The organism is Nocardia higoensis NBRC 100133 (genome assembly GCF_000308595.1).
Taxonomy (GTDB): Bacteria; Actinomycetota; Actinomycetes; order Mycobacteriales; family Mycobacteriaceae; genus Nocardia; species Nocardia higoensis.
This window is the reverse complement of sequence record NZ_BAGA01000004.1, coordinates 31,541-47,735: the sequence shown is the minus strand read 5'-3', so window position 1 is coordinate 47,735 and position 16,195 is coordinate 31,541. Positions and strand designations below refer to the sequence as shown.

The window sequence follows — 16,195 nt, the reverse complement described above, 5'->3', positions numbered from 1 at the left end:
CGCCCGCGGCATGCTGCCGCGGGCGGTTTTCCGTCCCATGGGGTGGGTAGCCGGGCGATCGCGCCCGGCCGACCGACGTCGGGCTATCGGTCAGCCGATGGTCGCCGACAGGTCGGGAATCATCCGGTAGACCTCGGTCTCCCAGTAGCGCCAGTTGTGCACGCCGACCGCCGGGAAATCGTAGGTGACATTGTTCGCGCCCAGGGTCGCCATGCGCACCTGGAAGGCGCGGGTATTGGCCAGCGCCAGCGCTTCCAGGCCCATCGCGTTCAGGGTGCCGAAGCTCAGGCCGTCCTGCGCGGCGGGCAGGCCGCTGCCCGCCGAGACCCACAGGCGGGTGTTGTTGGCCTTCAGCCTCGGGGCGAAGACGAACGGGTCCATCCGCAGCCACTGCGGACCCCACGGCGGGGCCATCGAGTCGATGTTGTAGCCGCCCGCGTCGATCATGGCGACACGCAGGGCCTCACGCATGCCCGGCGCGGAAACGTTCAGGTAGCCGGAGTAGGACGCGGCGTAGTTGAACTGATCCGGGTGGTAGGCGGCCAGCGTCAGCGCGGCCGAGCCGCCCATCGACAGGCCGAACACGCCGTTGCGGTTCGGGTTGAAGCCGAGCCGGTCGCGCAGCGCCCAGCGCAGGTTGTCGGTCAGGAACGTTTCCCACGTGTAGCGGGTGCTCTTACCGGGGCCGCCGGCCAGCATCTGCAGCGCGCCGGAGCCCGAGGAGGAGCCCGCCGACGACGCCGAGGAGGAGCCGCTGGAACCGCCGCCGATGCCGAGGATGGTGCTCGGGGCATTCCAGTCGGCGTAGAAGCTGGACATGCCGCCGACCGGCATGACCACGTTGATGTTCCACTTGGTCAGCTCACGGGCGACTTCGGTGTCGATCTCCCAGCCGCTGAGGTCGTTGCGCGCGCGCATGCCGTCGAGCGCGTAGACCACGCGGTTGGTGTTTCCGTCCGCGGCACGGAAGATCCTGGACTTGATCGGACCCATGTCCGAATCCACCCAGAAATCGAATCCGGAGGGGTTGAATGCCGCCGAGGCGGTGGCTCCACCACCGGCCACCGTCACACCGAGCGGCATCAGCACGGCAACCGACATGACCACCGCGCGTTTGAGCCATGCGCCGGCTCTTCGAGCTCGCATCTTCTCTTTCGGCCTTTCCTTCGAGCGGCCGGACTCGACCGCGTCCGGACGGCAATGGCAGCCGACCGGAATTGAACTAAGTCCAGAACACGCCCACGGGCGTCGCGGACGAGCCTAACTCCACCCCCCTGCTCGGACGTTACCAAACCGAGACAAAGAGGTATATCCCACTATCACACTGCAATCTCTGCGCCAAGAGTGCACGCTCGAGGCCGGTGTGACAACCCGTGATCTTTATCGGCTCGCGATCAGCGCGGCGGTTGCGGGAAAGGATCGACCAGACCGCACCGCGCGATCTCGTATTTGGGCACGCGATCGATGCGGTACTTCGCGAAGCTCAGCGCATTGCGCAGGTTGTGCCGGAACCGTTCGAAGGTGAGCGGATCGCGGGTCGAGACCAGCAGCGCGTGGGTGTCGTCGCAGCTGAGCGCGGTCCTGGCCTGGGCCACCCACTTCTCGTCGAGGAACCAGGGCATCCACGGCTTCTGATCGACCATGCCGGCATCCACGACGACCCAGTCCGGATACAGGCTCTTGTCGTGCCCGATGCGCCCGTCCACCAGCCGGTCGCTGTGCGCGGCCAGTGGGTAGGCCAGTCCCATCGGGTCGATGACCCGCACGTCGAGCGGGACGTTCATGCTGGTCATGCCCAGGTTCAGGAAGTACACGGTGTGCCCGGCCCCGCCTTCGGGGATGGGCAGCGGCGGCGGCGCGATGTACCAGAACATGAACGACGGCGAATTCAGCAGCAGGCCGCCGTCGGGATTGCGGCGGATGTCGGCCACCATCGCCCGCATCCGCGGATAGTCCAGGTAGTCCTCGGCGCGGATCGGGTGATCGTGGCCGGTGTTGAGCACGTAGTAGACGCGCTCGTCGACGATGCCGGACTCGTTGATCTTGGTGCCGGAGGTGATCGCGGTGGTGCCCGCGGCGAACAGCGCCCAGCCCATGGTCGCCAGCCAGGCCAGCAGCACGAAGCCGAAGCTGCGCCGGGCGAGAGCCGATCCGGAGCGGGGCAGCCGCAGCGGCAGCACCGAGACCGGCAGCAGCAGCAGGAACACCTGCGCCAGCAGCATCCGCCCGTGCATGAAGTCGCCGCCGACGCGCAGCGCGTAGACGGTCAGGATGAGGCCGCTGGTGATCACCAGCGTGACGACCGCCGCGGGCGAGCGCAGCCACCGCTGCCACTTCGCGAGTCGGGAAGCGCCGGTGACCTCGTGCGCGCCGGGCGCGGGCGACCAGGCGGGCAGCCCGCCGCCGCGCATCGCGACCACTGCCGCGGCGAGCAGGATCAGCAGCGGCAGCCACAGCAGGTAGGGACCGACCAGATCCCACAGATAGGTGAAACCCTGCGCCCATTTGGCGCCGCCCGCGTCCTTGGCGACGGCGGTGTTCGGGTAGGGCAGGCCGTAGTAGCCCATCCGCCAGACCTGATAGCTCAGCGGCAGCACGCCGGCCACCGCGACGATCCCGATGCGGGTGGCCACGGGACCGAAGCGCCACTGCGGCATCGGCGCGCAGAAGATCATCGCCAGCGCCAGGCCGCCGACCAGCGTCATCTCCGGGCGGATCAGCGGCGCCAGCCCGGCGAGGAAGACCAGCCAGGCCAGCCCGCCGGGGCGCACCCGGTCGGCCTGCGCCCAGCGCATCATCGACCACCACAGCACCGCCAGCCAGCAGATGACCAGACCGGTCTCCAGGCCCGAGGTGACGTAGTCGCGGGCGGGCGGCAGCGAGATGTAGACGATCGCACCCGCGGGCAGCAGCAACGACGAGCCGGAGCCGCCCCACAGCCGGGCCGATCCCAGCATGGCGAAGACGATCGCGATCATCGAAAGGGTCAGCGCCACAGCGAGGACCACGTACTCGAGGCGAACCTGGGTGAGCCAGCTGAAGAACCAGACGATGTAGGTCCAGGCGGTGCTGGTGTTGGCCTCGACCCGCTCGTCCATGTTGAACACCGGGCCGTTGCCCGCGAGCAGATTGCGCACCGTGCGCAGGACGATCAGGCCGTCGTCGGCGATCCAGCGCCGGTTCCAGCCGCCGATGGCGAACAGCGCGACGGTGAGCGTTATCCCACCGACGAAGAGAGCCGAAGGCAGGCGCAGCGCGGACGAGACGGACCGCTCCTGCGGCGCAGGGCGATCCGTCTCGTCTTCAGTTCGCTCCGCTGCATCGACCAACTTTTCGTCAGGTGAGATAGACAGCGACACCTACCGCTCCGATCCAGGCGATTGCGAGGAACTGCAGAACGCGGTCCCCCAAGGCGATCTCTTCCGGTTCCCCTGCCTCGCCGCCGTCGACGTCGACCGCGTAGCGCAGGATTGCGATGGTAAACGGCACCATGGAGATGGCGAACCAGGTGGTGTCGTTGGCGCGATCCTGCTCGAAGGCCCACAGGCCGTAGAAGACGACGACCGCGGTGGCCGCGAGAGTCCAGATGAAGCGCAGGTAGGTCGGGGTGTAGTACTCGAGCGACTTGCGGATCTTGGCGCCGGTGCCCAGCGCGATCTGCAGTTCGGCGTAGCGCTTGCCCGCCGCCATGAACAGCGAACCGAACGCCATGATCAGCAGGAACCACTGCGAGAGCACGATATTCGCGGCCGCGCCGCCCGCCACCGCGCGCAGCAGGAAGCCCGAGGACACGATGCAGATGTCGAGCACGGCCTGGTGCTTGAGCCCGAAGCAGTAGGCCAGCTGGATGCCGATGTAGACCGCCATCACCACGGCCAGCTGCCAGGAGGCCAGGAAGGCCAGCAGCACGGAGCCCGTCAGCAGCACCGCCGACAAGCCGAAGGCCAGGTTGACCGGCACCACCCCGGCGGCGATCGGACGGAACCGCTTGGTCGGATGCGCGCGATCGGCCTCGACGTCGAGTGCGTCGTTGACCAGGTAGATGCCCGAGGCCGCCATGCAGAACACGACGAAGGCGATGGCCACGTGCCCGAGCACCGTGAGGTCGCTGACCGTCTCCGGGCCGGCCGCCAGCGGGGCGGCGAGCACGAGCACGTTCTTGACCCACTGCCGCGGCCGGACGGCCTTGATCAGACCGCCCGCCAGCGACTTCGGCGGACCCTTGACGACGGCATCGGCCAGGTCGGCGCCGGTCGGCTCTTCACTCATCTCAACCAAGGCCTTTTCTCGAGCGGTCACTGTCTTCGATCTCGTCCGTGCGGTGCGTGGCGTCGCGCGCGCGTTCGCACGCTACCGCCCCGCGGCCCGTCGCTCACGCCGCTTCTCGACAGCGAGCAGGGCCGAAGCCGACGCCGCACCCAGCGCCGAACCGGCCAGCACATCGGAGGGGTAGTGCACCCCCAGCACGACCCGGGAGAGCAGCATCGGCGGGATCAGCACCGCAGGCAAGGGTAGCCCGGTGAGTTTTCCGAGCAACACCGCCGCCGCCGCGGTGGAGGTGGCGTGCGAGGACGGGAAGCTGAGCTTGCTCGGCGTACCCACGTTGACCTGCACCGACGGATGGTTCGGTCGCGGACGGCGCACCACCCGCTTGATCACGATGGAGGCCGCGTGCGCGCCGACCGCGCCGACCGCGACCCCCGCCCACTGCCGCCTGCGCGGCTTGTCGACCAGCCAGCCCGCGGCCGCGACGCCCACCCAGCCGAGCGCGTGCTCGCCGAAATGCGACATGCCGCGCGCGGCCGAGACCACCGCCGGGTTCGCGCCGATGCTCGACTGCACGGCGTTGATGAGCGCGACCTCCGGCGAACGCGGGGGATCGCCCGGCTGTCCGGCGGTGGCCGCGGGCTCGGCGAAGGCCTCCGCCCGGGCGTTCGGGGAGGCTGCGCCGCCATTCCCCGCGCCGGTCGGGCCCGCGCCGTTGCGGTCCGCCGCGCCGTCGCGTGTCACAGCTCCGCTCCGGTTCTCGGCGCCGTCGCGGTCGGGGGCGCCGTTCTCGTCCACAGCACTGTTCGGGTTCACCGGTTCTCGCCTTCGGTCTGCTCGATGCCGAACACGTTCTCCCAGGCGGCGGTGCTGGTCAGCCGCGGATGGGCGGCCCGATAGCGCTCGCGCAGCTCGGGGAAACGCTCGGCCAGTTCCTTGCGCAGCCGCATGGCCTCCTTGAACAGGGCCAGCGCCTGGCGCGGGTCGCGCTTGCGGTACACCACGCCGCGGCCGTCGGCGGTGGTCACCGTGACGCCGTCGACCTGCGAGAGCAGGTACCAGCGCGCGTCCAGGGTCGGCACGTTCAGCTGCGGGGTGTCGTGATGTTCGGGGCGGGCCGGGCGGAAGTTGTGCACCACGCCCTTGGCCAGCCGGACGATCTTGGCGATCGGGTTGGCCGGCTCGCCGACGGCACCCACGTGCAGGTGTGAGGCCAGCGGCAGTTCCGTCGAGGACGGCAGGATCACCGCGTCCGGATACTGCTTGCGCAGCTCGTGCACCGCGCCCAGCGCCGACGGCAGCAACTGGAACAGCCGCTCCGGACCGGCCAGGTAGTCGCGGATCGCCAGGTTCTGGATGGCGACCGTCGAGTACTCCAGGCACAGCAGGTGCTTGAGGGTGGCCTTGACGGTGTTGACGATCAGGCCGCGGCCGTCGCCGGGCATGTGCAGCGAGGCGACCACCAGGCGGTTGCGCAGGTGGAAGTACGCCTGCCAGTCGATGGCGTCGTCCTTGTCGCTCCAGGCCATGTGCCAGACCGCCGCGCCGGGCAGGGTCACCGTCGGGTAGCCGGCCGCCTTGGCGCGCAGACCGTATTCGGCGTCGTCCCACTTGAGGAACAACGGCAGCGGCTGGCCGAGCTCCTCGGCCACCTGCCGCGGGATCACGCAGGTCCACCAGCCGTTGAAGTCGACATCGATGCGCCGGTGCAGCAGCTTGGAGTTGTCCCGATCACGCAGCGGGTACTTGGCGAAGTCGTGGTCGTACTCGACGTTGGGCGCCGCGCTCCACATGAAGATCGACCGGTCGACGACCTCGCCCATCACATGCAGATGCGACCGTTCCTGCAGGTTGAGCATCTGCCCGCCGACCAGCACCGGCGACTTGGCGAACCGGGAGAAGGCCAGCGCGCGCAGGATCGAGTCGGGCTCGATCTCGATGTCGTCGTCCATGTAGACGATGAACTGCGCGTCGGTGGTCTTCAGCGCCTCGTACATGACCCGGCTGTAGCCGCCGGAACCGCCGAGGTTGGGCTGGTCGTGGATGGCCAGCCGGTCGCCGAGCACCGCGGCGGCCTCGGCGAAGCCCGGCTCGTCGACGACCTTGCGGGTGCCCTGATCGGGGATGATGACCGCGGCCACCTTCTCCAGCACCAGCGGATCGGAGCCGAGCGCGGCCAGTGTCTTCACCGCGTCGGTGGGCCGGTTGAAGGTGGGCATGCCGACGGCGATGCTGCCCTCGCCCGGCGCCTCGATCGGGGCGAACCAGCCGCCCGACAGCAGCGTCACCGCGGTGTCGGTGGTGATGTCGAACCAGATCCAGCCGCCGTCCTCGAAGGGGGCCAGCTCGGTCTCGAATTCGACGCTGGTCGAGTCCGCGCCCGCCGCGACGGAGAACTCCTTGCCCTGCACGTGGATTCGCGAGCCGTCGGCCTTGGAGCGGTAGACGTCCACCCGGCCGTGCCCGGCCAGTTCCAGGCGCAGCACCACCGACGTCAGGATCGTCCAGCGGCGCCAGTAGCTGGCGGGCAGGGCGTTGAAGTAGGTGCAGAACGAGACTTCCGATTCCGCGCCGATGGCCAGCGAGGTGCGGGTGGCCGCGTGCGCGCGCCGGGCGTTGGTCGCCGATTCCTCCAGGTAGAGGGTGCGCACATCCAGCGGTTCACCGGGGCGGGGCAGGATGATGCGCTGCAGCAGCGATTTCGCGCGGGTCTCGGTCGTCATGTCTTCCAATATGGACTGGGAGGTCATCGTGGACTTTCGGTCTGTGCGCCCCGTGTTCTCGACTGCGATTCAGCTCTGCTCGTCGGCCAGCGGGGCGCCGGTTTCCAGGTGCGGGCGCAGCACGTTGTCGAACATGCTCAGCGCCGAACCGATCGCCATGTGCATGTCCAGGTACTGGTAGGTGCCGAGACGGCCGCCGAAGAGCACCTTCGACTCGGCGGTCTCGCGGGCGGCACGCTCCCGGTAGGCCAGCAGCTTGGCGCGGTCCTCGGGGGTGTTGATCGGGTAGTACGGCTCGTCACCGGTCTGCGCGAAACGCGAGTACTCGCGCATCACGACCGTCTTGTCCGTCGGGTAGTCGCGCTCGGGATGGAAGTGGCGCGGCTCGATGATGCGGGTGTAGGGGACGTCGGCGTCGTTGTAGTTCATCACCGAGGTGCCCTGGAAGTCACCGGTCTCGAGCACTTCGGTCTCGAAATCGATGGTGCGCCAGCCCAGCTCGCCCTCGGCGTAGTCGAAGTAGCGGTCCAGCGGGCCGGTGTAGACGACCGGGGCATCGGGGTTCGCGGCGCGCAGTTCGTCGCGCACCTCGAACCAGTCGGTGTTCAGCCGCACCTCGATGAGCTCGGAGGCGGCCATGTTCTCCAGCCACTTCGTGTACCCCTCCTTGGGCAGGCCCTCGTAGGTGTCGTTGAAGTAGCGGTTGTCGAAGGTGTAGCGCACCGGCAGGCGGGTGATATTGCCCGCGGGCAGTTCCTTGGGGTCGGTCTGCCACTGCTTGGCGGTGTAGTCGCGGACGAACGCCTCGTAGAGCGGGCGCCCGATCAGCGAGATCGCCTTCTCCTCGAGGTTCTGCGCGTCCTTGGTCTCCACCTCGGCGGCCTGCTCGGCGATGAGCTCGCGGGCCTCGTCCGGGGTGAAGTAGCGGCCGAAGAACTGCGAGATCAGACCGAGCCCCATCGGGAACTGGTAGGCCTGCCCCTTGTGCATGGCGAAGACGCGATGTTGGTAGTTCGTGAACTCGGTGAACTGTGTGACGTAGTCCCAGACCCGCTTGTTGGAGGTGTGGAACAGGTGCGCGCCGTACTTGTGGACCTCGATCCCGGTCTCCGGCTCCGGCTCCGAATAGGCGTTGCCGCCGAGGTGATAGCGCCGGTCGAGGACCAGCACTCTCTTGCCCAGCACGGCAGCCGTGCGTTCGGCGATGGTCAGCCCGAAGAAGCCGGAGCCGACGACGATCAGGTCGAATTGTGCGTTGGAATGTGCGGAGCCGGGAGACGATGCGACGGTCACGGGAGCCCAGAGTATCGGAAGTCCGGCCGCGCGCAGGGCGCAGTCACGCGATGACGCCGACCGCCCGGTCACACGCCGCTTTCCGCCCAGGTGAGGGCGCTTGCACCGGTCCGCGCCTCAGCGATACGGCTCCCCGCTTCGATGGTCAGGACGCCCGCGAGGGCGTGGAAGGCCCTCGGACGAATCGGACCGAAGTCTACCGGCCGGCACTCACCGGCTCGGGGGCGAAGGCGTAGCCGTGACGAACTCGGAGGTGGGAGCGAACCAGCGGGTGGTAGCGGGTACGGCGGCCGGCACGACGACGATCAGCGGGAGGACCACGGCGGCGAGGCTCGGGAGCCAGGCGCCGTGGACGAAGGCCGTGATCACGCCGGGCAGGCCGGTGGTGGCGGTGGCGATGTCCGCGGCGGCACCGCCGGGTTCCGCCCAGTGCACGCCGTAGTCGGACTCGTAGCCGAATACCGAGGTCAGCAGGCCCACGACGGCGAAGGTGAGCCAGACGCCCGCGCCGAACAGGACCGTGACCCGCCCTTCCTCGGCGCGCTGATACATCCGTACCGCGCCGTAGGCGAACGAGCCCGTGAGCAGGGCCGCGCCGAACAGGGTGAGCACGGCCAGGGAGTTGTCGTAGACGCCGGGGTCGGAGAGGAACGAGGCGCCCAGGATGCACAACCCGACCAGATTCGCGGCGGCGGCGAGCGCGGCGAGCCAGACGGACACGGTGGCGGCGATGCTGCCGGGGCGGTCGGCGCCGTGCACACCCTGGCTCATGGTTCCTCCTAATAAGCGACGGGAACGTATCGTGCGCCGAGCGGGTCGGGCGCGCGAACGCACCAAGTATGCGCAACGCCACGTCCGCGCGTGGGATCGCGACGGCGAACGCCGTACGCCCGCGCAGTCGTCCCGCGCGGGCGTACGGATTCACGAGCCTCTGGTCGCCGCACCGGTCGCGCCGGCCGGAGCACGGTCCGAGGGACCGCGATCGCCGGACGACACCGCGATCGTCAGCGCATCACCGCCTCGGCATAGGACTTCATCGCGTCGCGGACGTAGGCGGCCGTGCCCTCGCCGTGCTTGTCGTAGTTCGCGCCGAAGCGGGGGTCGGTGACGTACATCTCGCCCAGGCCGATGAAAGCGTCCGCGGGCACCTCCCGCTGCCCCCAGCCCGCGGACACCCAGTCGCGGTGGCGCGCGGTGATGGCACGCACCTCGTCGCTGTCCACCGGCAGGCCCGCGGCGTGCGCCCGGCCGTAGGCGGCGGCGATGTCGATCGCGTCCTGACCGAATCGCTGCTTCCGCTCTTCGCTCAGCGAGCGCCACCAGGTGTCGCTGCTGGTATAGGCCTGCTCACCCCAGCGTTCGATCACCTCGTCCTTGTAGCGCGTGTGGTCGAAGCCGTCGAAAACCTCTGCTGCCACGAGTTGCTCACCCCTTTCCGTCTTGTGCAACGTGGTCCGCACCGAGTCGATCAGCCGCGCGATCCGGTCCTGCTCCTGTTTCAGCAGGTCGAGATGGGTGCGCAGGGCGGCGGCGGTGTCCTGTTCGCCGGCGAGGACCTCGGCGATGACGGGCAGGCCGAGGCCGAGTTCGCGCAGCAGCAGGATGCGTTGCAACCGGAGCAGAGAGTTCTGGTCGTAGTACCGATAGCCGTTGGCGCCGATCCGGCTGGGCGTCAGGAGCCCGAGCTGCCCGTAGTGGCGCAGCGTCCGGCTCGTCGTGCCCGCCGCCCTGGCCAGATTCTGGATCGACCATTCGCCGGTGGCAGTATCTGTGGTATCCGTCGTCACGACCGGTTCTCCTTCCCCGATCTTCTCGGTGAAACCAGTCTGCGAATTGACGCTACGTCAAGGTCAAGCCCGTTTTCGACGGGTTCACCCGGCCGGGATCACATCCACCCTCGACGGGATCGCGAAGGTGGCCTCGCCCGGCGGCGCACCCTCGGCCCGGCCGCCTTCGGCGGGGGCGCCCTCGGTCGGGGCCTGCTCGCCGGGGGTATCGGTCAGGTCGGTGCCCGGGATCATCTCCAGCAGCGTGGTGAAGTCCACGACCTGCGCGCCGAGCAGCTCGGTGACGATGATGACACCGTTGCTGAACAGCCGGTAGGTGCCCGCGTTCTGCGGGAGTTCCGCCTCCGGGCCGAGCGGGTCGCCGAGGGTGCTCGAGGGACCGCCGATGCGCGCGTACTCGATGTCGATCGCGGTCGGTCCGCCGTCGTCCGCCGGACCGCCGGGGTCGATGTCGCCGGGGCTCATCGGCGGGCGCGCGATCCCGAGTTCGGCGGGGGTGGGCCCGATCTCGAAGGTCTGGATGTCGGCCGGGCTGCCGCCGTCGGGCGCGGCGGAGTACTCCGAGCGCAGGATGTGCCCGTCACGCAGCAGGACCAGACCGGCGGTGGAGGCCACCGCGGCGGCCGAGCGCGGATCTTCCCGCTCGGTGCCGGGGTAGACCTGGCAGTCGGTGCTGTCGCAGGTCTGCGCGTACGGGTAGCGGGTCTCGGCCAGCGCGTAGGATCGCGCGGCGACGGCCTGGGCGCGCAGCGCTTCGTTCGCGCCCTTGTCCGCCCAATTCGCCTGCATCTCCGCGGGAACCACGCCGAGCAGGTAGTCCTCGATGTCGACCCGGTTCACCGTGCGGAACGCGCCGTCCTCGGTGGCCACGCCGAGCGCGCCGCGATATCCGCGACCGTCGCAGAGGGTGAGATGTTCGGCCACCGGACGACCGGGATTCGGGTCGAGCGGATAGAGCCAGGGATCCGATGTGGCTGTCTGCCAGACGACTTCGCCGTCGCAGCCGAGCGTGACCACGACGTTCGCGCCGCCGTCGGGCAGCGGAGTCAGGTGCGCGACCTGTCCGGGCTCCAGGATTCGCCCGGCCACTCGGGCGCCCGCGTCGGCGTAGGCGTCCAGACCCTCGTCGTCGAGTCCGGTCAGCCGCACCGCGAGGGTGGTCGGGCCGATCGTGCCGATGGCCGCGCCGGGGTAGTAGTGCGCCAGGATCTCTTCGGCGGTGCTGCCCTCGGTGGCGCTGTCGAAGGCGCCCGCCTGGCTCATGCCGCGTCCGTGGCCGGGACCGGCCAGGGGTGAATAGTCGTGCGCGGCAGGCCATTCGATGTAGGCGAACGCGCCGCCGAGCAGCACTGCCGTCGCGCCGGTGAGCACCACCGGCCGCAGGCGGATCGTGGGGGGTCCGACCCGGTTCCGAAGTCGCCTTCGGCGCCGGGTCCGGCCTAGCGGTCCGCAGTCGTTCCGATGTCCGTCACGCCCACTGCCTTGCATAGTCACACTCCCACCTCGTCGGCATGTCTCCCGGACCAGCCGCACTCCGGGGGCTACATTCGAGCAATCACAAATCTAACCCTAAACCAGAGGTTTATATTTGTGGTGAATGTGAACCAGTGTGATGGCTGTTCTTTCCGGACACAACCCCGATCCAGCGGCCTGATCACTGTTCGATCCGATGGGAGAGACCTGTGCCGTACCCCAAGCCGAAACGTTCTTTCGTGCTACCGATGGTGACCACCCTGGCGGTCGCCGCCCCACTGGCAGCGCTGACGACGATCGACTCGGCGGAGGTCCGCTCGACCAACGATTCGGGCACGGCCGCCGTACCCGCACAGCTCGCCCAGGTGGTCCTGAACCAGGCTCCCGACGTCACCCTGCCGCTGCGCGAACTGAGCGGGCTCGACCTGCCCGACCTACGCCTGTCGGACCTACGCGCGCTACCACTACCCGCCTCGGACCTGCCTGTTACCCCACCCGGAGCCCTGGCTCCCGCGGGGGCGCCCGCCGCGATCGCCGCCCCCGCCGGACTCCCCGAGGGCATCACCCCCGACTCCCCCGCCCTGGCCCCCGGCGTGTTGCCGCGGGAGCTGCTCGACCAGCTCGGCGCACAGGTCAAGGAGCTGTCCAGGGACACCCCGTTCAGCATGGTCGCGCTCACCGCCCCCGACCTGTCCGGCACCGCCGCGATGGTCCGCGCGCGCGAGGCCGACGGCAGCTGGGGCGAGTGGTACCCGGCCCAGCCGGTGGACTCCGGGCGCAGCGACGCCGATCCGACGAGCGCCACCAGCGGAACCGAGCCGATCTACGTCGGCGACACCACCGCGGTGCAGATCCTGGTCAGCCGCAAACTAGCCGCAACGGATCCGCAAACACCAAGTGGGGCAGCACAATCCGAGCCCGTCGCGCCGATCGCGCACCCGGAGTTCGATCCGGCGCAGGCCATCGACGATCTCACCGCGGTGCTCATCGATCCGGGCCGCGGCGCGCTCGACGGCACGCTGCACGAGGTCGCCGCTCCCCTGCCCAACGGCGGGCCCAATGTGATCACCCGGAGCCAGTGGGGCGCCGACGAATCCATCAACTGCCAGGAACCCACCTACGACGACGGCCTCGGCGGCGTCACGGTGCACCACACGGCGGGTCGCAACGACTACACCCGCGCCGAGTCGGCGGGCATCGTCCGCGCCATCTACACCTACCACTCGCAGACCCTCGGCTGGTGCGACATCGGCTACAACGCGTTGGTCGACAAGTACGGCCAGATCTTCGAGGGCAGGCGCGGCGGGCTCGACCGTCCGGTGCAGGGCGCGCACGCCGGTGGGTTCAACGAGAACACTTCGGGCGTGGCGCTGATGGGCAATCACGAGTCGGTGCCGCCCACGGAGGCCGCCATCCAGGCGATCGGCTCGTTCATCGGCTGGCGCACCAGGATCGCCGGTCTCGATCCCAAGGGCTACACCACCATGTGGTCGGAGGGCACCCAGTACACCCCGTACGCGCAGGGCGAAGAGGTGGACCTGCCGATCGTCTTCGCACACCGCGACGTCGGCTACACCACCTGCCCCGGCGACTCCGCCTACTCGATGATGGACCGCATCCGCGATATCGCCGCGGGCACTCCCGGATCCGACACGCCCAAGCGCGCCGGATCCGATCTCGCCGCGCTCGCCCAGCTCACCGCGCGACTGCTGAACATGGTCAACGACAACCTGATCGCCAAGCACTATGCCGCCACCGGCGGTCCGGAGGGCCCGCTCGGCGAGGCCACCTCCGAACCACTGCCCGCCGCCCAGGGCCAGCAGTACGCGAAGTTCGTCAACGGCTACGTCTACACCGCCCCCGACGGCAATGCCGTCGAGGTGGTCGGCGAGATCCTCGAACGCTTCCTCGCCCTCGGCGCCGACTCCGGCATCCTCGGCCTGCCGCTGACCAGCCCCTACCCCGTGCCCGACGGCCTGCGCTCGGACTTCCAGAACGGCTCGCTCATCCTCAACCACCTGACCGGCATCGTCACCACGGTCTGGAAGACCTACAACGACACCTACCAGGAAGAGATGAGCCGCCACCCGATCGCGGGTCCCGACGGCGCACCCGCTCCCGGGGCCGGACCCGCCCCGGCGACACCTCCCGCCCCGGGCGAACCGGCCCCCGCCCCGGAGGGCATCGCCCCCGGGGAAGCGGTCCCGGCGCCCGATTCCGAAGGCGCTCCCGCGGCGGAAGGGATCGCGCCGGAGCCGGTCCCGGCACCCGCCTAGCCGCGTAGTCCCGACAGGTCGGGCGACGGCGAGAACGCGGCCGCCAGCCGTGCCGTGGTCGCCGCGTCGGGCAGGAACTCCACCCGATAGCGCTCCGGAAACAGCCCCGGCACCGGCCGCAGCGCCAGCTCGCGTGCCAGGTCCGGCCATGCGACCTCCACCGCCGAGCCGGACTCCATCGAGGTCAGCAGCACGCGGTCGGCGCGCGGCAGCAGAGTGGGCACGGTGTCGACCCAGGTGGTCACGGTGAACTCCACGCCGTCCCGGCCACGCGCGTGCATCAGCTGCCCGGGCAGCAGATCGGTGATCTCGGCCTCGAGGTCGGCACGCAATCCCTCGTACTGGTCGTTGTACACCGAGGCAGCCAGGGTCGATTCCGCCGAGCGGATCCCCGGCCAGGCCGGGTGATCGGGCGGCACCCGGAACGGAATCAGCCTGCCGTGCCGATCGGTGATGTAGGGCACCGGTGAGACCGGCCGTACGGCTTCCTCGTAGACCTCCCGCACCAACTCGACCAGCTCGGCGACGACCTGCGGCGAGGTGACCGCACCGATCGCGACCCCGGTGTTGCCCGGAACGCACGCGATGAACTCGCAGCCGTATCGCTCGCGCAGCGCGCCCAGCCAGCCGGGCACCAGCGGCAGCGCACCCGCGTAGAGCTCGCCGTCCTCGTCGGGCAGGAACATGATCGGCTCGCCGGAACGCCCGAACGCGTCGACGACCGCGGCACCAAGGCCCTGGAGATTGGCACGGGCGGTGGCGAACACCGTCTCCGCGTCGACGCCCCAGGTCACCAGATCATGGGGTGTCACCGCGGCCATGGAGGTCGGTGTGTCGACGACCACGCGTTCCATCATGCCCGGCGCCACCGGTCGCCACAGGGTGTTCTCGGCCAGTCGCAGGCCCTGGATCCGGGACGCGAGCTCGCCCGCCTGCCGCAGCACCGGACGCAGCCGCGGGGCCGCGACTTCCCAGGAATCCCGGCGCATCGCGGCGGCCGTCCCCTCGACGATCCCGCGCACATAGGACTCGAGCATGGCGTGGGCGGCGGGTCCGGTCTCACCGCGACAACGCCGGTAGGGCGTGGTCAGCCCCATCCGGAACGACATCCCTTCCGGGGTGCCGTAGTGGATCACGAACTCCCGATCGTCGAATTCCGCCCCGGCGACGCCGGGCTGAGCCCGCACGACGGACAGGACCAACAGCCCGAAGTCGCGCCGCGCCGCCTCGCTCCCGCCCCTGCCGAACCAGCTTCCGATCCCCATCCCGTCCTCGCTTCCGCCCCACCGACCCGAGCGCGGCGGAACCGCGGGACGTTACCAGAGGAACTCGAAAACTGCTGCGCCACAGCTGGATCGCGCAAGCACCGGATCTGCGCCGGGGCTCGGACGAACAGGCGGCCTACTTCCACCAGCGCTCGAGCACCCGCGCGACGCCGTTCTCCACATTGGTGGCGGTGACCTCGTCGGCGGCGGCGATCGCGTCGGCGTGCCCGTTCGCCATCGCCACCCCGTGCCCGGCCAGTTCCAGCATCGGGATGTCGTTGGGCATGTCGCCGAAGGCGATGACCCGGTCCTGGTCGATGCCCAGCCGCTGGGCCACGGTGACCAGCCCGGAGGCCTTGGTGATGCCCGGGGCGGACAGTTCGATGAGGCCGTGGTCGGTGGAGTAGGTGATGTCGGCCTGGTCGCCGATATAGGGCACCAGTGCCGCGCGCATCTGGCCGCTGTCGGCGCCGCGCATCCGGATGAGCAGTTTGACGGCGGGCGCGGCGACCACCTCGTGCCGCGCGACCTCGGTGTCGTCCGGGTTCAGCCAGGCATGCTCGTATTCCGGCGCGCTCACGAACTGCGGGGTCGCGGCGTCGTGGGCCGAGGCGCCGACCCGTTCGGCGGCCAGCCCGCAGCCGGGCAATACGCGTTCGGCGATCTCGGCGATCTCGACCAGGGTTTCCACGCCCAGGGTGTACGCGCCCAGGATCCGGTCGGTGGCGCTGTCGTAGATCACCGCGCCGTTGGCGCAGACGCACAGCGGCGCGTGGTCGAGGCCGTCGACGACCGGATCGACCCAGCGCGGCGGCCTGCCGGTGGCCAGCACGAACGGCACACCGTCGGCGACGAGCGCGGTCACGACCGCCTTGGTGCGGTCGCTGACCCGTTCGTCGTGGTCGATCAAGGTGCCGTCGACGTCGGTGGCGACCATCTTCGGCGGGGGCAGGTGCAAGCGCGTCACCTGTCCATCCTGCCGGAAAAGCGGCTCGCAACGGTGGCGAAGCGGCCGGGCGGCGGACATGCCCGTCCCGCGCCGGTGCCGCACGCGCATCGACGCTCGTCCCTATGATCAGGGTCCGAGACCCGTATGCCAGCCCGGCGAAGGA

At 69.6% G+C, this 16,195-nt stretch carries 12 protein-coding genes; 1 reads left to right on the top strand and 11 read right to left on the bottom strand.

Annotated elements, in window-relative coordinates; genetic code table 11:
• Positions 1 to 90: 90 nt before the first annotated feature.
• From ON26_RS00435 to ON26_RS00395, 9 genes are all read right to left on the bottom strand, one after another.
• Positions 91 to 1,146 (bottom strand): alpha/beta hydrolase, encoded by a 1,056-nt coding sequence (locus ON26_RS00435; protein WP_040793902.1) that lies wholly within the window; start codon positions 1,144 to 1,146, stop codon positions 91 to 93.
• A 248-nt stretch (positions 1,147 to 1,394) separates the two neighbouring features.
• Entirely contained in the window at positions 1,395 to 3,329 is a 1,935-nt protein-coding gene (locus ON26_RS00430) for an arabinofuranosyltransferase AftB family protein (protein WP_040793901.1), read from the bottom strand.
• 7 nt (positions 3,330 to 3,336) lie between these two features.
• Entirely contained in the window at positions 3,337 to 4,269 is a 933-nt protein-coding gene (locus ON26_RS00425; RefSeq protein ID WP_040793900.1) for a decaprenyl-phosphate phosphoribosyltransferase, read from the bottom strand.
• 81 nt (positions 4,270 to 4,350) lie between these two features.
• Positions 4,351 to 4,851: a phosphatase PAP2 family protein gene (locus ON26_RS00420; protein WP_040793974.1), complete on the bottom strand. Its 501-nt coding sequence runs from the start codon at positions 4,849 to 4,851 to the stop codon at positions 4,351 to 4,353.
• A 227-nt stretch (positions 4,852 to 5,078) separates the two neighbouring features.
• Positions 5,079 to 7,016 carry a glycosyltransferase gene (locus ON26_RS00415; protein ID WP_040793899.1) on the bottom strand — a complete coding sequence of 646 codons (1,938 nt, stop codon included), beginning with the start codon at positions 7,014 to 7,016 and terminating at the stop codon, positions 5,079 to 5,081.
• A 42-nt stretch (positions 7,017 to 7,058) separates the two neighbouring features.
• Complete coding sequence (gene glf / locus ON26_RS00410) at positions 7,059 to 8,282, bottom strand: UDP-galactopyranose mutase (protein WP_040793898.1); 1,224 nt, start codon at positions 8,280 to 8,282, stop codon at positions 7,059 to 7,061.
• 210 nt (positions 8,283 to 8,492) lie between these two features.
• A complete protein-coding gene (locus tag ON26_RS00405; RefSeq protein ID WP_040793897.1) occupies positions 8,493 to 9,053 on the bottom strand; it encodes a hypothetical protein in 561 nt (186 codons plus the stop codon).
• A gap of 233 nt (positions 9,054 to 9,286) precedes the next feature.
• Positions 9,287 to 10,069 (bottom strand): MerR family transcriptional regulator, encoded by a 783-nt coding sequence (locus tag ON26_RS00400; RefSeq protein WP_040793896.1) that lies wholly within the window; start codon positions 10,067 to 10,069, stop codon positions 9,287 to 9,289.
• An 84-nt stretch (positions 10,070 to 10,153) separates the two neighbouring features.
• The gene (locus tag ON26_RS00395) at positions 10,154 to 11,557 is read right to left on the bottom strand and encodes a SpoIID/LytB domain-containing protein (protein ID WP_083883629.1); all 1,404 of its coding nucleotides are present in this window, start codon (positions 11,555 to 11,557) and stop codon (positions 10,154 to 10,156) included.
• A gap of 233 nt (positions 11,558 to 11,790) precedes the next feature.
• Here ON26_RS00395 and ON26_RS00390 point away from each other — a divergent pair, with 233 nt between their 5' ends.
• Complete coding sequence (locus tag ON26_RS00390) at positions 11,791 to 13,818, top strand: N-acetylmuramoyl-L-alanine amidase (RefSeq protein ID WP_083883628.1); 2,028 nt, start codon at positions 11,791 to 11,793, stop codon at positions 13,816 to 13,818.
• On the opposite strand, the gene ON26_RS31395 is transcribed toward ON26_RS00390, so the two are convergent.
• Both ON26_RS31395 and ON26_RS00380 read right to left on the bottom strand, forming a co-directional pair.
• The gene (locus tag ON26_RS31395) at positions 13,815 to 15,083 is read right to left on the bottom strand and encodes a DUF1444 domain-containing protein (protein WP_051026445.1); all 1,269 of its coding nucleotides are present in this window, start codon (positions 15,081 to 15,083) and stop codon (positions 13,815 to 13,817) included. The genes ON26_RS00390 and ON26_RS31395 overlap by 4 nt on opposite strands.
• 136 nt (positions 15,084 to 15,219) lie before the next feature.
• On the bottom strand, positions 15,220 to 16,020 hold the full coding sequence (locus ON26_RS00380; RefSeq protein ID WP_040793971.1) for a Cof-type HAD-IIB family hydrolase: 801 nt from the start codon (positions 16,018 to 16,020) through the stop codon (positions 15,220 to 15,222).
• Between the last annotated feature and the right edge of the window lie 175 nt (positions 16,021 to 16,195).